This window comes from Pseudomonas sp. LBUM1661, from assembly GCF_059695925.1.
In genome coordinates, this window is sequence record NZ_CP166794.1 from 2,503,082 (window position 1) to 2,522,780 (window position 19,699).

The 19,699-nt window shown below is 60.6% G+C and carries 19 protein-coding genes; 11 read left to right on the forward strand and 8 right to left on the reverse strand.

From position 1 onward, the window contains the following. Positions 1–168: 168 nt before the first annotated feature. Positions 169–1,098: a LysR family transcriptional regulator gene (locus tag ACA057_RS11585; protein ID WP_497348418.1), complete on the forward strand. Its 930-nt coding sequence runs from the start codon at positions 169–171 to the stop codon at positions 1,096–1,098. Here the strand turns inward: ACA057_RS11585 and ACA057_RS11590 are convergent. The 3 genes from ACA057_RS11590 to ACA057_RS11600 all read right to left on the reverse strand — a co-directional run bounded on the left by ACA057_RS11590 (position 1,091) and on the right by ACA057_RS11600 (position 3,774). Then, positions 1,091–2,074 (reverse strand): cyclase family protein, encoded by a 984-nt coding sequence (locus ACA057_RS11590; protein ID WP_497348420.1) that lies wholly within the window; start codon positions 2,072–2,074, stop codon positions 1,091–1,093. The two genes, ACA057_RS11585 and ACA057_RS11590, sit on opposite strands and share 8 nt — an antisense overlap. Before the next feature lie 190 nt (positions 2,075–2,264). Continuing rightward, on the reverse strand, positions 2,265–2,579 hold the full coding sequence (locus tag ACA057_RS11595) for an NIPSNAP family protein (protein WP_046055817.1): 315 nt from the start codon (positions 2,577–2,579) through the stop codon (positions 2,265–2,267). Between the two features lie 31 nt (positions 2,580–2,610). Beyond that, positions 2,611–3,774, reverse strand: coding sequence for an iron-containing alcohol dehydrogenase (locus tag ACA057_RS11600; RefSeq protein ID WP_497348423.1), 1,164 nt, complete (start codon positions 3,772–3,774; stop codon positions 2,611–2,613). Positions 3,775–3,928: 154 nt separating this feature from the next. Between ACA057_RS11600 and ACA057_RS11605 the strand changes: the two genes are divergently transcribed. The 4 genes from ACA057_RS11605 (at position 3,929) to ACA057_RS11620 (ending at position 8,157) form a co-directional block, all read left to right on the forward strand. Then, positions 3,929–4,717 carry an SDR family oxidoreductase gene (locus ACA057_RS11605; RefSeq protein WP_497348425.1) on the forward strand — a complete coding sequence of 263 codons (789 nt, stop codon included), beginning with the start codon at positions 3,929–3,931 and terminating at the stop codon, positions 4,715–4,717. Between the two features lie 271 nt (positions 4,718–4,988). Further along, positions 4,989–6,302 (forward strand): MFS transporter, encoded by a 1,314-nt coding sequence (locus ACA057_RS11610; RefSeq protein WP_497348427.1) that lies wholly within the window; start codon positions 4,989–4,991, stop codon positions 6,300–6,302. A 16-nt stretch (positions 6,303–6,318) separates the two neighbouring features. Further along, positions 6,319–7,428 carry an NAD(P)/FAD-dependent oxidoreductase gene (locus ACA057_RS11615; RefSeq protein ID WP_497349872.1) on the forward strand — a complete coding sequence of 370 codons (1,110 nt, stop codon included), beginning with the start codon at positions 6,319–6,321 and terminating at the stop codon, positions 7,426–7,428. Positions 7,429–7,560: 132 nt separating this feature from the next. Continuing rightward, positions 7,561–8,157 (forward strand): DinB family protein, encoded by a 597-nt coding sequence (locus ACA057_RS11620; RefSeq protein WP_497348429.1) that lies wholly within the window; start codon positions 7,561–7,563, stop codon positions 8,155–8,157. Here the strand turns inward: ACA057_RS11620 and ACA057_RS11625 are convergent. Then, on the reverse strand, positions 8,078–8,998 hold the full coding sequence (locus ACA057_RS11625; RefSeq protein ID WP_497348431.1) for a LysR substrate-binding domain-containing protein: 921 nt from the start codon (positions 8,996–8,998) through the stop codon (positions 8,078–8,080). The two genes, ACA057_RS11620 and ACA057_RS11625, sit on opposite strands and share 80 nt — an antisense overlap. Positions 8,999–9,233: 235 nt before the next feature. Next, the gene (locus ACA057_RS11630) at positions 9,234–10,136 is read right to left on the reverse strand and encodes a LysR substrate-binding domain-containing protein (protein WP_497348433.1); all 903 of its coding nucleotides are present in this window, start codon (positions 10,134–10,136) and stop codon (positions 9,234–9,236) included. 116 nt (positions 10,137–10,252) lie between these two features. Between ACA057_RS11630 and ACA057_RS11635 the strand changes: the two genes are divergently transcribed. Genes ACA057_RS11635 through ACA057_RS11645 form a run of 3 tightly spaced genes read left to right on the forward strand, consistent with a single transcriptional unit; the run spans position 10,253 to position 12,507 of the window. Further along, complete coding sequence (locus ACA057_RS11635; protein ID WP_497348435.1) at positions 10,253–11,269, forward strand: aldo/keto reductase; 1,017 nt, start codon at positions 10,253–10,255, stop codon at positions 11,267–11,269. A 2-nt stretch (positions 11,270–11,271) separates the two neighbouring features. Beyond that, positions 11,272–12,069, forward strand: coding sequence for an SDR family NAD(P)-dependent oxidoreductase (locus ACA057_RS11640; protein WP_497348437.1), 798 nt, complete (start codon positions 11,272–11,274; stop codon positions 12,067–12,069). 27 nt (positions 12,070–12,096) lie between these two features. After that, positions 12,097–12,507: an SRPBCC family protein gene (locus tag ACA057_RS11645; protein ID WP_497348439.1), complete on the forward strand. Its 411-nt coding sequence runs from the start codon at positions 12,097–12,099 to the stop codon at positions 12,505–12,507. Between the two features lie 135 nt (positions 12,508–12,642). On the opposite strand, the gene ACA057_RS11650 is transcribed toward ACA057_RS11645, so the two are convergent. Beyond that, the gene (locus tag ACA057_RS11650) at positions 12,643–14,037 is read right to left on the reverse strand and encodes a sensor histidine kinase (protein WP_497348441.1); all 1,395 of its coding nucleotides are present in this window, start codon (positions 14,035–14,037) and stop codon (positions 12,643–12,645) included. Next, positions 14,015–14,698, reverse strand: coding sequence for a response regulator transcription factor (locus ACA057_RS11655; protein ID WP_020796732.1), 684 nt, complete (start codon positions 14,696–14,698; stop codon positions 14,015–14,017). Before ACA057_RS11655 ends, ACA057_RS11650 begins: the two co-directional genes overlap by 23 nt. 366 nt (positions 14,699–15,064) lie before the next feature. On the opposite strand from ACA057_RS11655, the gene ACA057_RS11660 reads away from it, so the two are divergent. Beyond that, positions 15,065–15,994 carry a hypothetical protein gene (locus ACA057_RS11660; RefSeq protein ID WP_497348444.1) on the forward strand — a complete coding sequence of 310 codons (930 nt, stop codon included), beginning with the start codon at positions 15,065–15,067 and terminating at the stop codon, positions 15,992–15,994. A 255-nt stretch (positions 15,995–16,249) separates the two neighbouring features. Here the strand turns inward: ACA057_RS11660 and ACA057_RS11665 are convergent, their stop codons facing one another. Continuing rightward, entirely contained in the window at positions 16,250–16,861 is a 612-nt protein-coding gene (locus ACA057_RS11665; RefSeq protein ID WP_497348446.1) for a glutathione S-transferase family protein, read from the reverse strand. Between the two features lie 355 nt (positions 16,862–17,216). On the opposite strand from ACA057_RS11665, the gene ACA057_RS11670 reads away from it, so the two are divergent. Both ACA057_RS11670 and ACA057_RS11675 read left to right on the forward strand, forming a co-directional pair. Next, complete coding sequence (locus ACA057_RS11670; protein WP_007907888.1) at positions 17,217–17,621, forward strand: TraR/DksA family transcriptional regulator; 405 nt, start codon at positions 17,217–17,219, stop codon at positions 17,619–17,621. Positions 17,622–18,218: 597 nt separating this feature from the next. Next, positions 18,219–19,469 (forward strand): methyl-accepting chemotaxis protein, encoded by a 1,251-nt coding sequence (locus ACA057_RS11675; RefSeq protein ID WP_497349874.1) that lies wholly within the window; start codon positions 18,219–18,221, stop codon positions 19,467–19,469. Positions 19,470–19,699: the final 230 nt, after the last annotated feature.

Consider the following 19,699-nt stretch of genomic DNA (forward strand, 5'->3'; position numbering starts at 1 on the left):
GTCCTTCGCGAGCAAGCTCGCTCCTGCATGCCCTTCGTTTGTCCATGCCTTTTCTCGAACAACACTCGTGAATATCCAGAACAAATGAATTGCTCGCGGCCGCCTGTTTGACCGCCGAGGCGTTGCGTATCCTGCTGGTTTTTTTCCTTGAACCGAGAACACACGGATATGGTTCCAACCCTTGGCAGCATCGCCTCGCGCTTGCGCCTCAAACAACTGCGCTTGCTGATCGCCCTCGATGAGCGCGGTTCCCTGCACAAGGCCGCCGAGCAGATTTCGATTTCCCAGTCCGGTGCCACCAAGGCGTTGCATGAGGTCGAAGCGTTGCTCGGCATGCCGTTGTTCGAACGTCAACCCAAAGGCCTGGTGGCCAACGAAATGGGCCGTTGCATGATTCGCTACGCACGGCTGATCCATAGCGATGTCGAGCACCTGCACGAAGAAATGCTGAGCATTATGCAGGGCCAGGGCGGGCGGCTTTCGGTGGGCGTGATCATGGGCGCGGTGCCGTTGCTGACCCGAGCCTTGACGGAGCTGCGACTCAAACAGCCGCAGCTGTCTGTGGAACTGGTGGAAAACACCAGCGCCACCTTGCTCGGGTTGCTGGATCAGGGACGCCTGGATCTGGCTATTTGTCGTACCAGCGTCGGCCAGCGTTCGGACGCTTACGACGTTATCGAGTTGAGCGATGAACCCTTGGCGGTCGTCGCCAGTAAAGACCACCCGCTGGCGGGTGCCGAGTCGGTGCAACTGGCGCAATTGAGCGATGACCGTTGGCTGGTTTATCCCAAAGACATGCCGATGCGCCAGGCCCTGGAGCATGAGCTCAACGAAGCCGGGCTGCAAATCCCGCGTTATCCGCTGGAAACCTCGTCGATCTTTGCCACCATCCTGTTGGTGCAGCAGGATCCGACCCTGTTGGCCGTGATCCCGATGGAAGTCGCCGGGTTTTGCGAGCAATTCGATTTGCTGGTGAAGCTGCCGGTGTCGATGCGTGCATTGATCGAGCCTTTCGGCGTGATCAGCCGGGCCGGCGCCGATCTGTCCCCGGCGGCGACCCTGCTGATCAACGCGTTGAAGCAGGACCTGATTACTTGATCACGATCGGGTTCACCGGTGCGCCCGTGCCGCCGACGATCTTCAGCGGCGCGGCGGTGTAGAGAAACCGCCACTGACCGTCTTCGGCACAATCACTGGCCAGCTCATCCAGCAGCGCCACTTCGGTAAAGGTCACGCCGAGGTTGCGCATCAAGGCGTTGTGCAGCGGGATCATCACCCCGGAGCTCGGATCCACCGCCACTTCATTGGCCATGGTGTCGGTCACCAGGTTGGGGATTTCCATCTGGTGAAACCATTCCACCAACTCGCGGCTGAAGGTCAAGCCCGGCTCGGCGAAATCCTTGTAGAACTCCTCCGGTTCGCGCTCATAGAACGAGCCGATCCAGCCGGTGCGAATGATCAGGATGTCGCGCTTCTCGATCTCGATGCCCTGGACTTTTGCAGCGGCCAGCAGGTCCAGGTGATTGAAGGTCTCGCCTTTGTCCAGCACGGCTTTGCCGCGATGGCGGGCCATGTCGATCAGCACTGCGCGACCGACAATCCCGCGTTCGGCAATCGGCAGGATGCTGGCCTTGTCCATACTGCCGATGGTGCTCATGGCGTCGTAGCCGTTCCACAGTTTGTTGTCGTGCCAGACGTGACCCAAGGCGTCGTATTGAGTTGAGCCTTGCAGGTGCATGAAGATCACGTCGTCGGCGTATTCCACATGGCCGTCGAAGTGGGTCTTGCCCGCCAGGAAATGGCCCTTGTCCAGCACGTTGACCCGCATCGACGGGCGTCGACCGGGCCACAGCGGCTCACCTTTGGGATGGCCGATCTGCACTTGCAGGGTGAAGGTCTTGCCCTGGCGAACCGAGGCAATGCCCCGCAGGACTTCTGCGCTTTGCAGGTAATTCAGGGCGCCGACTTCATCGTCCGGCCCCCATTTGCCCCAGTTGGTCGGCAGGCCTTCGAGCAGGGCCTTGATGTCGGGAGAACGGTCGGCGGCGGTGTTATTGGGATTGTGGTCGCACATAAGGTTGTCCTGGAAATAAGTGGATGCCGATTGGGAGTTGTCAGGCTTGCACGGTCAATGTGGGAGCGGGCTTGCTCGCGAAGAGGGCGTGTCAGTCACCGTTAATGTTGCCTGACACACCGCTTTCGCGAGCAAGCCCGCTCCCACAGGTTTCGCGCATGGCATCAAATCTTTCGGCCAGGTTCAGGGATTATTTGATCGGCGAAAAATCTGCCGCGATCAGCAATTTCGATTCCATCTTCTCGAGCATCGGGAATGCTTTCGGAACAAAGCCTTCCAGCCAGTCCGGGTCTTGATAGAGCGCGGCGCGTTTCTTGATCCGGTCATCGAGGCTCTCGTAGGCCCAGATATGGATCACCTGGTTCAGCTCGCCGATTTCGGTGTACCACCAGCCCACCAGCGTGGTGTAGCGGGAGATCACCGGCAGGCCGGTTTCCTCGAAGTGCTTGAGGTAGGTCTGCATTTTTCCGATCTGGATCGTGTAGGTGCGCATTTCGTAAAACATGGGAGTTGTCTCTTGGGAAGGGATGCTTGGATCAATGAATGCTGTGGTAAGCGTTGCTGATGATCTGTTCGATGTCGGCGGCGGTGGTCAGGCGTGGGTTGACCATCACGTTGCCGCTGCGCATGGAGTCGCTGACCATTTGCGGCATGTAATCCAGGTCCACGCCCAGGTCCTTGATGTTGTCGGGGATGCCGATGGCCTTGTTCAGCGCCACCACGTGCTCCACCACTTTGTGCCCGGCGCGGGCCGGACTCAGGCCATCGACGTTCTCGCCCATGGCGATGGCGATCTCGCGAAACAGCTCCGGGCAGGCGGCCAGATTGAATTCGATGACGTAGGGCAACAGCGTCGCATTGGCGATGCCATGGGGAATATTGAACACGCCGCCAAAGGTGTGGGAGATCGCATGGACGTTGCCCAGTTTCGATTGCGCAAAGGCGACCCCGGCGAGGAACGAACCGAGCAGCAGTTGTTCCCGTGCGTGCAGGTCGGACCCGGCAAAAAACGCTTTCGGCAGGTGGGTGCAGATCATTTTGATCGCTTGCAGCGCCAGCGCTTGGCTGACCGGGTTGGCCTGCTTGGAGACATAGGATTCGATGGCATGGGTCAACGCGTCCATGCCCGTGGCGGCGGTGATCGACGGCGGCAATTTCAGGGTCAATTCGGCATCGAGAATCGCCAGTTTGGGAAACAGGGCCGGGCTGATGATCACGGTCTTGAACAGGGTTTTGGTGTTGGTGAACACCGTGGACGCGGTGCATTCGCTGCCGGTGCCGGAGGTGGTTGGCATCGCGAAAATCGGCAGCGGTGGGTGCAGCAGTTTGTCGTAGCCTTCGTAGTCGAGGATGTTGCCGGGGTTGGTCGCCATCGCCGCGACACCCTTGGCCGTGTCGATGCTGCTGCCGCCACCGACACCGATCACCGAGTCGCAGTCGTGGTTTTTCAGGAACGTCACGGCGCGTTCCAGCACGTCGGTGGTGGGGTTGGGTTCGACGCCGGAAAACACTTCGTAACTGATGTCACTCGCTGCCAAAGAAGCGAAAAAGCCCTCCATCACGCCCGACGCCATCAGACCTTCATCGGTCACCACCAGCAGTTTTTTTCGAACATGAGGCTTGAGCAAGGCCCCGGCCTGACGCACCAGGCCGTTGCCGCTCTTCAAGGTCGTGGGGAAATAAAACTGGAACGGGTTCATGTGTGTCTCCGGTTCTTATGGGTCCCGAGACAGTAATAAGCGCTTGTGCCTGCCGATAATGAAAAGACCTGATCCGGCGATCACCCTTTGTCATCCCCGGCCAGTCGGTGTGCGGTGGTAACGTAGGGCCTTTGAAACTGACAGGAGCATCGTCATGGAATTAGGTATATCGGGCCGCTGGGCAATCGTCTGCGCCGCCAGCAAAGGGCTGGGTCTGGCCTGTGCGCGAGCCTTGGCAAAGGAGGGCGTCAGTCTGGTGATCAACGCCCGTGGCAACGAAACCTTGCAGGCCGCCGCCGCCGAGTTGCGCAGCCTCGCACCGGCCATCGAAGTGCGCACCGTGGCCGGGGACATCAGCGAGCCGGCGGTGCGCGAGCAGGTACTGGCGGCGTGTCCGCAGGTGGATATCCTGGTCAACAACGCCGGTGGCCCGCCGCCGGGTGACTTCCGTGACTGGCAGCGCGAGGACTGGTTGAAGGCGCTGGATGCCAACATGCTGACGCCGATCGAGCTGATCAAGGCCTGCGTCGATGGGATGGCCGAGCGCGGTTTCGGGCGCGTGGTCAACATCACGTCCGGCGCGGTGAAGGCGCCGATCGATGTGCTCGGCCTGTCCAACGGCGCCCGCAGCGGCCTGACTGGTTTCATCGCCGGGCTCGCGCGTCAGTCGCGGCTGGCCGGGAACAACGTGACCATCAACAATCTGCTGCCAGGCCCGTTCGAAACCGAGCGCTTGCACAAGACCCTGAGTGCCGCCGCCGAGTCCAGCGGCACCAGCGTTGACAGCATCAGCGCCCAGCGGCGCAAAAACGTTCCGGCCCAGCGCTTCGGCCAGCCCGATGAGTTCGGCGCCTATTGCGCGTTTATCTGCAGCGCCCACGCCGGTTTCCTCACCGGGCAAAACCTGTTGCTGGACGGCGGCAGCTACCCCGGTACGTTCTGATCGTTTGGGGGATGACATTCGGTGATCCCCCAATCAGATCCCCTCATTATTCAGCTGTCGGGCGCGTGATTAGAGTGGAGCCGCTTGCCCAGTGCCAACCAGTCAAAATACAAAACCTGTAGGAGCGAGGCTTGCCCGCGAAAGGAGCACCGCAAATCTGCCTGCTACACCGCGTTATCGTTCTTCGCGGGCAAGCCTCGCTCCTACAGGAATTGCGTGTTGATTGCCGGCATTGGGCCGCTTGTATCCACAACAATAAAGAGCGCCCCTCATGAACAATCCGAGTGCCGAAAGCCTGCCGTTGGCAGCCGCGTCCGCAACGATGCGTCCTACCAGCGTGCGCTGGCGAATCTTCCTCATCATGTTGCTGTTGACCGCCATCAACTACATCGACCGCGCCTCGCTGTCGGTGGCCTTGCCGCTGATTTCCAGCGAATTCCAGATACCGCCGGCCCTTGAGGGCCTGATGCTCAGCGCGTTTTTCTGGTCGTACGCGTTGATGCAGATTCCCGGCGGCATGCTGCTGGACCGTTTCCAGACCCGTCGCGTGATCGTCGTCGCGACGGTCGCCTGGGGCGCCTTCCAGGCCTTGGCCGCCGGTGCGCACAACTGGATCACGCTGCTGATCACGCGCATGGGCCTGGGCATCGCCGAATCACCGATCATGCCGGCCGGGGCCAAGCTCAACGGCGCCTGGCTGACCCCCAACGAGCGCGGGCGCGGCGCTGTGCTGGTCGACGGCGGTGCGCCGCTGGGCAGTGCCTTTGGCGCGATCATCATTGCCGGGCTGATCGGCTGGTTCGATTCGTGGCGCATTGCTTTTGTGATCGCCGGTATTGGCACCATGCTCGCCGGGGTGCTGGCGTGGAAATACATCCGCAACCACCCCAGCGAACACCCCGGCGTCAACGCCGCGGAACTGGCGCACATCACCGACGGCAACAGCAAAACCAGCCAACCTGGCGCGGTGACCAGCATCCCCCTCAAAACGTTGCTCAAGGACCGTTCGGTACTGGCGATGTTCGCCGGTTACTGCTGCATCCTCAGCGTGTTCTACGGGTTGCTGACCTGGATGCCGAGCTACCTGCACCAGACCCACGGCCTGAACATTTCGAGCATGGGCGGGGCGACCTTCCTGATCTTCATGTGCGGTTTCGTCGGTGAACTGGTCGGCGGTTACCTGGGGGACAAATGGAAGTCCAGCGGCGCCTCGCCCAACCTGGTGATGCGCAGCATGTTCAGCGGTTCGGCGCTGATCGCGGCGGTGTGCATGCTGGCGGTGGCGTATGCGAGCGAGGCCAGCAAAGCGATCGGCCTGCTCTGCGTGGCGATGTTTTTCATTCGCTGGTGCGGCATGTACTGGTGCATTCCGTCGATCCTCGGCGGTACCTCGAAAACCGGCGTGCTGGCCGGCACCATGAACTTTTGCGGGAACATGGCGGGTGTGATCGTTCCGATCCTGATCGGGCTGATTGTGCAATTCACCGGCTCGTATTTCCTGGTGCTGATTTTCTTCGTGGTCATGGCCCTGTTGCTGGCGATATTCTCCAGCCTGATCGATTATCGGGAGCGAGGGCTGGCGTGACATGAGCAGAGGGCAAGTGAGCGTCGATATCGAATGCGTGGTGGTCGGCGCCGGTGTGGTCGGGCTGGCGGTGGCCAGGGCGCTGGCCTTGAGTGGTCGGGAAGTGGTCCTGGTCGAGGCGGGCGAGGGCATTGGCACCGGGATCAGTTCGCGCAATTCGGAAGTGATCCATGCCGGCATTTATTACCCGAGCGGCAGCCTGAAGGCGCAGTTGTGCGTGGAGGGCAAGCAGCGCCTGTACGCCTTCTGCGATGAGCGCAGCGTTGATTATCAACGCCTCGGCAAGTTGATCGTGGCCACCGATGAGGTGCAGTGCGCGGCGTTGCGCCGGTTGCTGGAGCAGGGTCGGCGCAATGGCGTCGACGACCTGCAATGGCTCGACGCCGAACAGGCGCGGGCACTCGAGCCGGCGTTGTCCTGCGTCGCCGCGCTGTGGTCGCCGTCCACTGGCATCGTCGATTCCCATGCGCTGATGCTGGCGCTCCAGGCCGATGCCGAGGCCAGCGGCACTTCGATTGCCTTTCACACGCCGCTGGTGTCGGCCCGTTGTACCGAATTCGGTTTCGAGCTGCACATGGGCGGTGCGCAACCGATGACGTTGAGCTGCCGTGAGTTGATCAATTGCGCGGGGTTGTCCGCGCCCGAGGTGGCGAGCCGCATTGCTGGCCTGCCCTCGGATCAGGTGCCCAAGGCCCGTTTGTGCAAGGGCAGCTATTTCAGCTTCAGCGGCCGGGCGCCGTTTCGGCATCTGGTGTATCCGGCACCGGAAAGTGCCGGGCTGGGCGTGCACATGACCCTCGACCTCGGCGGTCAGGCGCGTTTCGGGCCGGACGTTGAATGGGTCGATCATATCGACTACCGCGTCGACCCGCGCAGGTCCGAGGGGTTTTATCAGGCGATCCGGCGTTACTGGCCCGGATTGCCCGATCACAGCCTGCAACCGGCCTACAGCGGTATCCGCCCGAAAATCACCGGACCGACAGAACCGGCCGCCGACTTCATCATCAGCGGCCCGGCCGAGCATGGCGTGCCGGGGCTGGTGAACCTGTTCGGCATCGAATCACCGGGCCTGACCAGTTGCCTGGCACTGGCCGACCGAGTCGTGAAAACCCTACGTCCCTTGTAGCAGCTGCCTCGCCAGCTCGACAGCTGCTACATCGATCATGTTGTGGCGAAGTGACCGGTAATCAGTGTCTGCGATGCAGGGCTCAGTCAGGGCTATGCTTGGCAGTGCGCCCATCACAATGGGAGACCTCTGATGATCAACGTAAAAACGGCCTGCCTGCTTGCCGATTACAAGCGCTGGGCCAACCAACGGCTCTTTGACAGCCTGGCCGCGTTACCGCCGGGTGAGGTCAACAAGGAACGGGTCTCGGTGTTCAAGAACATGATCGGCACCCTTAACCACATCTATGTAGTGGACTGCATTTGGCAAGCCCACCTCGAAGGCCGAGGGCACGGCTTCAAGACGTCACACGATCTGCTGCATGCCGAACTCGCTGATTTGCGCCTGGCGCAAAAGGACATCGATCACTGGTACTGCGACTGGAGCGCCCGGCAGACCGACGAGTCGCTGGATACACCCGTGGAGTTCAGTTTTGTCTCGGGCGAAAGCGGCACCATGAGCGCCGGAGCGATGTTGATGCATGTGGTCAACCATGCCAGCTATCACCGTGGCTGGGTGGTCCAGATGTATTTCGAGATTCCGGTCATGCCGCCGGTCACTGACCTGCCGGTGTACTTGCGTGAGTGCGACCCTGCGTCTTTCCAATCCATCAGTGCCCCGGCAGCGGCGCCGACATGTGTTGGGCAATTCGCGAGCGCAACCAACGTTCTGCCGGATCGTTATCGTTGACCCCGTTCCAGACTATGGACAGTTCGGACAACACGATGTCAAACGGCGGGTCGTCGGCGCGCAACTGGCTGCTGCCTTCGATCAGCGCGCACGCGGCATAGTCCGGCACCGTGGCCAGCATATCGGTGCCGGCCAGCAAGGCGCGCAGACCGGCGAACTGCGGCACCGCCAGCACCACCCGGCGTGAGCGGCCGATCCGCGCCAGGTCGGTGTCGATGGCACCGGTCAAATCCCCGGAAAACGACACCAGGGCGTGAGGACGCTCGCAGTAATCATCCAGGGTCAGCGCACCGGGACGGTCATCGCCACGCAGGATCTTCACGCTCAGGTCGCGCAGCTTCTTGCGCTTGGCGTTGGCCGGCAGTTCCGTGGTGTAGCTGATCCCGACAGAAATCTCCCCGGACGCCAGCATCGACGACATCAGCAGGAAATTCACCCGCCGCACCACCACCACGACGTTCTGCGCCTCTTCGCGTATCTGCTTGAGCAGCGGCGGAAACAGACCGAATTCGGCGTCGTCGGACAGACCGATGCGGAACACATCGCGGCTGGTCGACGGGTCGAAATCCTTGGCCCGACTGACCGCGCCGGAGATGGTGTCCATCGCCGGCTTCAATTCCTGAAGGATCGTCAGCGCCCGTTGAGTCGGCTCCAGCACCCGACCGTTGCGCACCAGCAGCGGGTCATCAAACAAATCCCGCAACCGCGCCAGTGCGGCACTGACGGCGGGCTGGCCTAGGAACAGTTTTTCCCCGGCCCGGGTCAGGTTTTTTTCGAACATCAGCGTTTCGAAAATCACCAGCAGGTTCATGTCCACGCGGCGCAGGTCGTTGCGGTTCATGGTGGGGGGCTCGCAGGGGTTTGGAATCATTTCAGTAAAGCACCAAACCCCGAGTATGCGGTGTAAACGGGGGAGTTCTCGCCCCCACACTGGATCTTCAGCGAACACAAATGCTGCGTACAACATCAATCCACTGTGGGAGCGGGCTTGCTCGCGAAGAGGGAGTGTCAGTCGACATTAACGTTGCCTGACACACCGCTTTCGCGAGCAAGCCCGCTCCCACAGGGATTGCGCATCACTTCGAAATCGAACCCGGCTCCGTCAGCACCTTCCGGAACGTCTCCACCAACGGTCGCAAATTAATCCGGTGCCACGCCGCCCACAGCGGTCTGGTGTAGGAGATCCATGGCACTTCCCGCAGTACCACGCCTGGCGGGGCATTACGGCTCAAGCCTTTCTGAATCATGGCGATGCCCAGTCCCGAGGACACCAGCGCCAAAGCAGTGAAGGGGCCGGTGGCTTCCATGCGGATGTCCGGGGTGAAGCCGGCGCGGATGCAAGCGCTGACGAAGTTTTCGCGGCTGGCGACGTTATGGTGATGTTGCACACCGATCCACTCCTGATCAGCGAGGTCGGCCGGGGTCAATGTTGCCTGGTTCGCCAACGGGTGATCTTCAGGCAAGGCCAGCAACATCGGGTCATCCAGCACCTGAAAACCCAGCAGGTCCGGATCGTCGGCGACGGGCGGTTCACTGACCAGGGCGATATCGAGACTACGCTGTCGCAGGCCTTCGAGTTGTTCGGCGGAGCTCAGGTTGTACAGCGCGACATGCACATTCGGCCGGTCGACCCGCAACACCCGCAAGGCATTGGGCAAGACGCCGGCGTGCATGGCGTTTTCGATGTAGCCGATGCACAAGCCACCTTCTTCGCCACGGCCGAGGCGCTTGCCGAGGGATTCCAGCCGGTTGGCGTGGGTCAGCAGGGCGCGGGTTTCGGCGAGAAACGTCTGGCCGTCGCGGGTCAGGCGAATGCGCTGCTGGCTGCGCTCGAACAGGGTCAGGCCCAGGCGTTCCTCAAGCTGGGCGATCTGCCGGCTCAGGGGCGACTGGGAAATGTGCAGGCGTTCGGCGGCGCGACCGACGTGTTCTTCTTCGGCGACCGCGACGAAGTAGCGCAATTGGCGGATGTCGATCATGTCAGACCTCTGGGGACTCAAGTGCTGCACATTATGTCTTGGACGGTCCGACCCTCGCAATCTAGGATCTGCTCAACGGTCATCCACTGACCTCTGAAACCGATGAGGATTGAATCATGAGCTTGAAAGACAAACTGCCCGGCACCCTGGGTTTTGGCACCGCACCCTTGGGCAACATGTTCCGCGCCATTCCTGAAGAAGAGGCCATGGCCACCGTTCACGCCGCCTGGGACGCTGGCGTCCGTTACTTCGACACTGCGCCGTTTTATGGCTCGGGTCTTTCCGAAATTCGCCTCGGCGCCGCGCTCGCCCAGTACAACCGTGACGACTACGTGCTGAGCAGCAAGGTCGGCCGGGTGATTCTCGATGAGGTCGAAGACGCTGCCGCCCGTGATCTCGGCGAGAAGAGCGGCGTGTTCGAACACGGCCGCCCGAACAAGATCGTCAACGACTACAGCGCCGATGCAACGATGCGTTCGATCGAAGACAGCCTCAAGCGCCTGCAAACCGATCGCCTGGACATCGTTTGGGTCCACGATATCGCCCAGGACTTCTACGGCGATCAATGGCTGGAATATTTCAACCAGGCGCGTACTGGCGCGTTCAAAGTACTGACCCGTTTGCGTGAAGAAGGCGTGATCAAGGGCTGGGGGCTGGGCGTGAACAAGGTCGAGCCCTGCGAGCTGACCCTTGATTTGACCGAAGCGCAGCCGGACGGTTTTCTGCTGGCCGGTCGCTACACGCTGCTCGATCACGACCGCGCCTTGCAACGCCTGATGGACGCGGCCCTGGCGCAGAATGTCGAGATCGTGGTCGGTGGTCCGTACAGCTCGGGCATCCTGGCCGGTGGCGCGCACTTCGAATATCAGAAGGCGAGCCCGGCGATCATTAACAAAGTCGAGCAGATCAAACGCATTGCGGCCGCTCACGGTGTCGACATCAAGGCGGCGGCATTGCAGTTCTCCCTGGCAAACCCCGCCGTGGCGGCGGTGATTCCAGGTTCCAGCCGTCCAGACCGGATTGCTGAAGATGTCGCGGCGTTGTCGGCGGTGATTCCCGCCGCTTTCTGGCAAGCGATGCGTGACGCGAAGCTGGTGTCCGAGCGCGCGCCATTGCCCATCATTGGAGGTTGAACATGAAGATCGATCTGAGTGGAAAACTCGCCATCGTCAGCGGCAGCACCGCCGGCATTGGCCTGGGCATCAGCAAGGCACTGGCCGAATCCGGTGCCACGGTGGTGGTGATCGGCCGCGAGACGGCCAAGGTCGAACAGGCGCTGGCGAGCATTCGTCAGCAGGTGCCGGGCGCTCAATTGCGTGGGCTGACGGCCGATCTCGGTACGGCCGAAGGTGCGGAAAAACTGTTCGCCGCCGAGCCACGGGCCGACATCCTGGTGAACAACCTTGGGATCTTCAACGCGGTGGATTTCTTTGATACCCCTGACAGTGAGTGGACGCGCTTCTATGAGATCAACGTGATCTCGGGTGTGCGCCTGTCCCGGCATTACGTGCCGGACATGGTCAAGCAGGGCTGGGGGCGGGTGATTTTCCTGTCTTCGGAATCCGGGATCGCAATTCCGGCTGACATGCTCAACTATGGCGTGACCAAAAGCGCCAACCTGGCGGTGTCCCATGGACTGGCCAAACGGCTGGCGGGCACCGGGGTGACGGTCAATGCGATTCTGCCGGGCCCGACATTGACCGACGGCGTGGAGCTGATGCTCAAGGATGCCATGACCCAATCCGGTCGCAGCCTCCAGGAGGAAGCCGACGCCTTCGTGCGCACGGCCCGGCCAACCTCGATCATCCAGCGCGTGGCCCATGTCGAGGAAGTCGCCAATCTGGTGGCGTACATCGCTTCACCGTTATCCTCGGCCACCACCGGCGCGGCCTTGCGGGTTGACGGCGGTGTCGTCGACAGCATGGCGATTTGAACCTTACTGATTAAGAGAGCACTTCCTATGGCAACAGCATCAGCATCCATCGACATCCCGGCTTCGGCCGATCAGGTCTGGCAATTGATCGGCGGCTTCGACTCGCTACCGGACTGGCTGCCGTTCATTCCCAAAAGTGAACTCAGCGAAGGCGGGCGGGTGCGCAGCCTGCAAACCGCGGATGGCGCGGTCGTTGTAGAGCGTCTTGAGGCGTTTGATAACGCGGCGAAAACCTACAGCTACTCGATCCTGCAGGCACCGTTTCCGGCCACCGACTACCTGGCGACAATCCGCGTGGAAACACAAGGGCAGGGCGCGCGGGTGACCTGGTCTGGCCGGTTTGCGCCGGTCGGTGTGAGTGAGGAAGAAGTGACGGCACTGTTTGCCGGCATCTACCAGGGCGGCCTCCAAGCCCTGCGGGCGAACTACCCCGCCTGACAACACCACAAATCCCCTGTGGGAGCGGGCTTGCTCGCGAAAGCGGAGTATCAGACAGCATCATCGTTGAATGAGAGACCGTATTCGCGAGCAAGCCCGCTCCCACATTGGAGCTTCGTTGTTTTGGAGTGCGTGTCAGGTTTGCGGGATCAGGCTCTGCTGGCAATCCAGCACCAACCGTGCACCCCCGAGTTCACTGTCACCCACTTCAAGCCTGAACCCGTGCAGGCTGACAATCGCCGCGACGATCGACAGGCCCAGCCCGAACCCGCTTTTCTGGTTGCCCCCATTGGCACGATAGAAACGCTGGAGCACTGCCTCGCGCTCGGCCACCGCAATCCCGGGGCCGGAATCGAGCACTTCGATTCGCGTATGCCCACCTTCATTAATCCCACGCAAAATCACCTCGCCCCCCGGCGGTGTGAACTTGATCGAGTTGCTCAGCAGGTTCGCCACCGCTTCGAACAACAGTGCTCGATCACCCTTCAGCACCGGCAACGATTCAGGCAATTGAAGGCGAAAAATCAGCCCGTCTTCTTCCGCCAGCGGCAGATAAAAGTCGTGCAGTTCTTGCAGCAACGGCAGCGGATCCAGCTGCACAAACCCGGAGCGCCGCTGGCGATCTTCCAGCTCGGAAATCCTCAGTAATCCACGAAACCGCGCCATCAGGGTGTCGGCCTCAGTCAACACTGAGTCCAGTTGCGCCGCTTCCTGGGACCCTTCGCCCGCCTGTTGCTGCATGCGGTACAACTGCGCCCGCAGGCGGGTCAGCGGTGTGCGCAAGTCATGGGCAATGTTGTCGCACACGCCCTTGACCTCATTCATCAAGCGCTCGATGCGTTCGAGCATGGCGTTGACGATGGCGGCGAGCATGTCCAGTTCATCGCGGCGATTGGACAGCGGCAGGCGCCGGGTCAGGTCGCCGGCGACGATGGCCTCGGCGCTGGCCTGAATCCCGCGAATGCGCCGCAGCGGCCGGCGGCGCAACAAATGCCAGCCGACGATGCCCGGCAGGATCGTCAACGTCACGCCCCAGAACAGCGCGTGGAGAATGATCCGGGTCACGGCGAATAACGAGCCGTTATCGCGCACCAGCACCAGCCAGTGTCCGTCCCGGGTCTGGGTCGCCACCGCGTCGCAGCTGTCGGCGGGCAGGGTCGGATCGTCGGAGTCGGCGCAGTCGCTGAGCATGTGAATCTTGCCGTCCAGCGGCAGGCCTTCGGGAATGTGCCGCAGGGCGCCATTAAGATAGCGATGCTGAGCATCGAACAAGCCATAGGCATCGATGCCACGAATGTCGAAGGTCATGCTGACGGCGAGGGCGTCCATCAGTTGTTCGCCCTGAAAACGCGAAAACAAATGCTGGCGCTGCATCAGCGAGTGCTTGGCCAGGTTGTCGAGGTAATCAGACACCTCGTAGTACATGACCCCCATGAGAATGCCGCTCCAGAGCACGAACAGCGAACTGTAGAGCGCCAGCAGTCGGCTGATGGAGGAACGCCAGCCTTTAGACGGGTTCGGCAATGACATAACCCGAGCCTCGCACGGTCCGGATCAATGGGACATTGCCCGGCGGGTCGATCTTCTTGCGCAGACGGCCGATGTGCACGTCGATCAGGTTGGTGCCGGGGTCGAAGTGGTAACCCCAGACCTCTTCGAAAATCATCATCCGCGACAGAATCTGTCCGGTGTTGCGCATCAGGAATTCCAGCAACTTGTACTCGGTGGGCAATAGCGTCAGCAGCTGACCGTCGCGGCTGGCTTCGTGGCTGATCAGGTTCAATTCCAGGTCCGCCACCCGCAGCGTGGTGGCCTGGGCGGTCACGGTGTTCTGTCGGCGCAACAGGACTTCGACGCGGGCGGCCATTTCATCGGTGGCAAACGGTTTGGTCAGGTAATCGTCTCCGCCGGCGCGCAAGCCGCGCACACGCTCGTCGACGTCGGAGAGGGCGCTGATCATCAGGATCGGCGTGGCCACGCCCATCGTCCTCAACGTGGTGACAATCGCCAGGCCATCGAGCTCGGGCAGCATGCGGTCGAGGGTGATCAAGTCATAGTTGCCGCTGACCGCGCGCTCCAGGCCTTCGCGGCCATTGTCGACCCAATCCACGTCGAGGCCATGGCTGCTCAGTTCGGCGACAATTTCCCGGGCGGTTACGGCGTCGTCTTCGATGGTCAAGATGCGGGTCATAGGGCGGGCCTGATTAGGAGTGCTCAACGTGAGCGGCATTTTGCCAAGAAATGATGGCAGGCTTTCTAAATAAAACTTCACGTAAAGCCAAAAGATCAACAGATCGCAGCCTTCGGCAGCGCCTGCCTTGAGAACGAAATCCCCTGCATGAGCTAACGAAGGCTGCGATCTTTGATCTCCCAAGGCCAATGCATAAAACCCGCTGATATTGACCGTTCCTTGCAATTTGCATGGATTTTGGAAGTTCAAACTTTATAACCTGTTGAAATAGCTATATTTATTCAAGGTTGGCAACTGGCACGGTGACTGCAATTCCTCAATACGAAGAGTTGTAACACCATCTTTCATGCCTGGAGCGATATAACAATGAATAGATCCCCTGATGGTTTCTATCCTCTCGCAGAAGAATCAACCACGTCCTCTGGCGTGTCCTGGGGCGCGATTTTCGCCGGGGCCGCTGCGGCGGCGGCGTTGTCGCTGATCCTGGTGCTGCTCGGATTCGGCCTGGGTTTTTCGGCGGTATCGCCGTGGGCCAATGAAGGTGTGAGCGCCAAGAGCCTGGGCATTTCGACGATAGTCTGGCTGGCGGCGACGCAAATCGTCGCGTCCGGACTCGGTGGCTATATAGCCGGTCGCCTGCGGGTGAAGTGGGCGAACATGCATGGCGATGAGGTTTATTTCCGTGACACGGCCCACGGCTTTCTGGCCTGGTGCGTGGCAACGTTGGTGACCGCGACCCTGGTGGTCGGTTCGGTCAGCAGTATCGTCAGCGGCGGTGTTCAGGCCGGGGCGAATGTCGTCGGTGGTGCCACGAGTGCGGCGACACAGGCTGCCGGGACCGCCGCCGGCAATACCAACAGTGACCAGTACGGTTATTTCGTCGACAGCCTGTTCCGCGATGATCGTCCGGCCGCCGTCAGCGATGACGCCGCCCGTGGCACCGTGACCCGCATCTTCGTGCGCAGTTTGAGCAATGACGGTCAGTTGTCTGCCGAAGATCGCACCTACCTGGCACAAATGGTCGCCCAACGGACCAATCTCACTCAGGCGGATGCCGAGCGTCGTGTCGATGAAGTTTATGCCCGCACCCAGAAAGCCGTGGCCGATGCCAAAGTGGCTGCACAACAGGCCGCTGACACGGCCGCCAAGGTCGCAGCGTGGACTTCGTTGTGGATGTTCATTGCCCTGTTGATCGGTGCGTTTTTCGCCAGCCTTGCTGCCACCTTCGGCGGTCGTCGTCGGGATGCGGTGGTGTATCTGGAAACCGAAACCTACGTCACCACCCCTGTTCGTTAACCCAGGAGAATCCTCATGCGCTCATTATTGTTGTTCTTTCTCGGCGTACCGATCCCGATCATTATCCTGATCGCCCTGTTCATGCACTGATTTGTCTGAGGCTTGTGCCTCTGCCGCTTCTGCCTCTGGTGGAAGCGGCGTTTTTATGTGGGTGGGTTGGTAGTTAGATTGAGGGTGACTGTCAGGTCTTCGCGCTCCCACAGGAAAACGCAGTCAACTGTGGGAGCGAGCCTGCTCGCGAAGGGGCCAGACAGGCTACTCGATCGGTGTACTGACAAACGCCTCAAGCCCCTCGGCATACTCGGTAAACGCGCTGATCAATGGAAACTGCCCAGCCTGCACCTGATCCGGCACCACCAGATGGGTAAAGCTCCAGGCCACCGCCAGGGTAATCCCGTCCTGATCAATCGAACCGTCAGTCTTCAGCGGCTGCTTTTCGAGTTCCCGCTCCAGCGCCGAATACGCCGCCGCCAATTGCCCTTCGACCCGTTCTACCCACGGTTCAAATTGGATGTGCGCCGGGCGCAGGGTGCGTTCGTAGTAAATCTGCACGGACTTCTCGCAGGCTGCCAACGCCAGGCCGATCAGGCGTAACGCGCGCAGTCGATGAACAAGGTCGCCGGGCATCAAACTATTACTCGGCCCGGCCAGCGCTTCGAGGTAATCGATGATCAGCGTCGAGTCGATCAACACTTCACCGTCATCCAGCACCAGGGTAGGGGCCTTGACCACCGGATTGATCAGCTGGAACAGGTCGAAGTGCCGAAACACCGAAACCGCTTCGTGCTCCAACGGGATGCCAAGGCGTTTGGCGGAAATGGCGACGCGCCGCACATAAGGCGAATCCAACATGCCGATCAACTTCATTGAACTGCTCCTTTAGATGACGATTTCAGGACGGACAACCTTAGCTTAGGCTTTGGGCGCTGCAAGCGAGGTGCAGCCGTTTGTCTTCTATATACAGCCGCTCGATTGAATTTCTTGCTATAAACGCACTCCGATAACCACCTCATCGCCTCCCATTGAGTACTTTCGGGGCTTTGTCGGACAAATTCGCTGTCTTTTCAGTTGCTGAGGCCTCAAGTCGGCCTTAGACTGCCGCCCCTCGTAAATTGAGTGCCGGGTGGCGCTTGGAATAAACGGCGCCTTTCCGATGGCCAGACCTGGTCCGCCGGAACGCTCCCTAATTCGCCTTAATGCACGTTTTTTTATAGAGATATCAATGACAAAGGACAAGTTGCTGGCCATGCCGGCGGATGACTACATGAATGCCGAGCAACATGCTTTTTTCTCTGAGCTGTTGCAGAACATGAAAGTCGAAACCCACGAGCGCATCGAGCAGAACCGTATCGCCATCGAAAGCCTGGACACCCCGGCTGACCCGGCCGACGCGGCTTCTGTTGAAGAAGAGCGCACCTGGCTGGTGAACGCGATCGATCGCGACCAGCGCATGCTGCCTCAGTTGGAACAGGCTCTGGAACGCATCAAAGAAGACAGCTTCGGCTGGTGCGACGACAGCGGCGAGGCCATTGGCCTGAAGCGCTTGCTGATCAGCCCGACCACCAAGTACTGCATCGAAGCTCAAGAGCGTCACGAACAGATCGACAAGCACCAGCGTCAGGCCTGATTTCGTAGCGCCTTCATCGCGGGCAAGCCCGCTCCCACACGGTTCGTGTTGAACCGGTGGGAGCGGGCTTGCCCGCGATGCTTTTCCACGCCTGCGAAAAACCCGCGCACTTCTATTGATCTGCTGCAACGCCCACTACTAATGGACCATAGATAATGGCCCACTAGTGGCGTTTAATGCCGTCACAACAATTAGAAGACGCGTGGGGTGACGAAGATGTCGAGAGACGGATCTCTGGTTAGGCCTGTGCCTGCACCAGTGCTTTTGCCGAAAAACCTCTGGCTGACGCCGACGCTGCAAAGCATCGCCCTGATGCTTTTATTGTGCGGCATGATGCTGGGTGGCCTGTCGCTTTACCTGGCCCTGCCATTGGCCGTGCTGATTATCTGGCTGCCTCGCCTGCGCTCGCGCGCCATTCCTGAGGCAACCGCCGTCGACAGCTCCAGCGCGATTGCCGAGCTGACTCGCGATCTTTCCTACACCACCAGTCATAACGCTCTGTCGGCTGCCGGCGTGGCGTTTTCGGTCAAGCAACTGGCCGACAAGCTGCAATCGCAACTCGGTGCGGCGGCGCAAATTGTCAGCAATGCCGAAGTGATGATCGCCACCGAGCACGCCACTTCGAAACTCAGTCGAGAGGCGCTCAGTGCGGCCAGCGAAGCGCATCAGAGCAGCGCGGCAGGGCGCACGGAGTTGATCGAGTCGATCTCGCGCATGCATCAACTCAGTCAGCGCGCCAGTAACAGCCGTGAGCTGATCGAAGCCTTGAGCCTGCGCAGCGACGATATTCAGCGGGTCACCTTGGTGATTCAGTCGATTGCCAGCCAGACCAATCTGCTGGCCCTGAACGCGGCGATCGAAGCGGCGCGGGCCGGGGAACACGGGCGCGGGTTTGCCGTGGTCGCCGATGAAGTGCGCGGACTCGCCGCGCGCACGGCGACGGCGACCGGCGAAGTCGGGGAGATGGTCGCCGACATCCAGCAACGCACTGCGCAGGTGGTGGAGCAGATCCGCCAGCTGTCCAGCGACCTCGACACCGGCGTCGAGCAGGTCGAACACACCGGTCAGCATCTGGAGAACATCGCCCGGTTGGCCGCGGGCGTCGAAAACCAGGTCGGGGAAATTGCGCGGGGCGCGGACACCAACCGCGAACAACTCGACAGCCTGTTTCATGCCATTGAACAGATGCGCAGCGATCTGGCGATCAGCGATCAACAGACTCAGCGTCTGGCCCAGGCGGCCGTGCAAATGGAAGGTCAGGCCGAAACCATCAGCGAGCGCCTGGCCGAAGTCGGACTGGATGACTATCACCAACGGATTTATGACTTGGCCCGTGAAGGCGCGAGTCAGATTGCGGCGCGCTTTGAAGCGGATATCGACGCGGCTCGTGTCAGTCTCGACGACCTGTTTGATCGCAATTACCAGACGATCCCCAATACCAGCCCGGTCAAGTACCAGACGCGCTTTGATCGCTACACCGATCAGGTGTTGCCGGCGATTCAGGAACCGTTGTTGCCGCGCCATGAAGGCCTGGTGTTTGCCATTGCCTGTACTCAGCAGGGCTATGTGCCGACCCACAACACGGTGTTCAGTCAGCCGCTGACTGGGGATGCGCAGGTTGATAGCCTGCAAAATCGCACGAAACGCAAGTTTGCTGACCGTACCGGGATTCGCTGTGGTAGCCATCAGCAGGCGGTATTGCTGCAAACGTATACCCGTGACACTGGGGAACTGATGCACGATTTGTCGGTGCCGATTGTGGTCAAGGGACGGCATTGGGGTGGTTTGCGGTTGGGGTATAAGCCGGAAAAACCCCGTAGGAGCGAGCTTGCTCGCGAAGAACGTTAACGATGACGCGTTCCAACAGGATAAACACCGCGCATTCAAAACCTTCGCGAGCAAGCTCGCTCCTACAGGGGATCGGGCTCCAGATCCGGGGCGCGCGGCCAGGGATGGCCGATGGCGGCGGGGCTCAGCCCAACCCCGCATTATTGCCATTCTGACAATTAATCTGTGCAACCCAGTCGCTGTTTCCTCGCCCACGAACTCATTACCATGCCTACACAGTTAGGTAGCTA

Excerpts from the sequence above, each read along its gene's own strand:
- ACA057_RS11585 (WP_497348418.1), top strand. The coding sequence starts at position 169 with ATGGTTCCAACCCTTGGCAGCATCGCCTCGCGCTTGCGCCTCAAACAA.
- ACA057_RS11590 (WP_497348420.1), bottom strand. The coding sequence starts at position 2,074 with ATGTGCGACCACAATCCCAATAACACCGCCGCCGACCGTTCTCCCGAC.
- ACA057_RS11595 (WP_046055817.1), bottom strand. The coding sequence starts at position 2,579 with ATGTTTTACGAAATGCGCACCTACACGATCCAGATCGGAAAAATGCAG.
- ACA057_RS11600 (WP_497348423.1), bottom strand. The coding sequence starts at position 3,774 with ATGAACCCGTTCCAGTTTTATTTCCCCACGACCTTGAAGAGCGGCAAC.
- ACA057_RS11605 (WP_497348425.1), top strand. The coding sequence starts at position 3,929 with ATGGAATTAGGTATATCGGGCCGCTGGGCAATCGTCTGCGCCGCCAGC.
- ACA057_RS11610 (WP_497348427.1), top strand. The coding sequence starts at position 4,989 with ATGAACAATCCGAGTGCCGAAAGCCTGCCGTTGGCAGCCGCGTCCGCA.
- ACA057_RS11620 (WP_497348429.1), top strand. The coding sequence starts at position 7,561 with ATGATCAACGTAAAAACGGCCTGCCTGCTTGCCGATTACAAGCGCTGG.
- ACA057_RS11625 (WP_497348431.1), bottom strand. The coding sequence starts at position 8,998 with ATGAACCGCAACGACCTGCGCCGCGTGGACATGAACCTGCTGGTGATT.
- ACA057_RS11630 (WP_497348433.1), bottom strand. The coding sequence starts at position 10,136 with ATGATCGACATCCGCCAATTGCGCTACTTCGTCGCGGTCGCCGAAGAA.
- ACA057_RS11635 (WP_497348435.1), top strand. The coding sequence starts at position 10,253 with ATGAGCTTGAAAGACAAACTGCCCGGCACCCTGGGTTTTGGCACCGCA.
- ACA057_RS11640 (WP_497348437.1), top strand. The coding sequence starts at position 11,272 with ATGAAGATCGATCTGAGTGGAAAACTCGCCATCGTCAGCGGCAGCACC.
- ACA057_RS11645 (WP_497348439.1), top strand. The coding sequence starts at position 12,097 with ATGGCAACAGCATCAGCATCCATCGACATCCCGGCTTCGGCCGATCAG.
- ACA057_RS11650 (WP_497348441.1), bottom strand. The coding sequence starts at position 14,037 with ATGTCATTGCCGAACCCGTCTAAAGGCTGGCGTTCCTCCATCAGCCGA.
- ACA057_RS11655 (WP_020796732.1), bottom strand. The coding sequence starts at position 14,698 with ATGACCCGCATCTTGACCATCGAAGACGACGCCGTAACCGCCCGGGAA.
- ACA057_RS11660 (WP_497348444.1), top strand. The coding sequence starts at position 15,065 with ATGAATAGATCCCCTGATGGTTTCTATCCTCTCGCAGAAGAATCAACC.
- ACA057_RS11665 (WP_497348446.1), bottom strand. The coding sequence starts at position 16,861 with ATGAAGTTGATCGGCATGTTGGATTCGCCTTATGTGCGGCGCGTCGCC.
- ACA057_RS11670 (WP_007907888.1), top strand. The coding sequence starts at position 17,217 with ATGACAAAGGACAAGTTGCTGGCCATGCCGGCGGATGACTACATGAAT.
- ACA057_RS11675 (WP_497349874.1), top strand. The coding sequence starts at position 18,219 with ATGATCGCCACCGAGCACGCCACTTCGAAACTCAGTCGAGAGGCGCTC.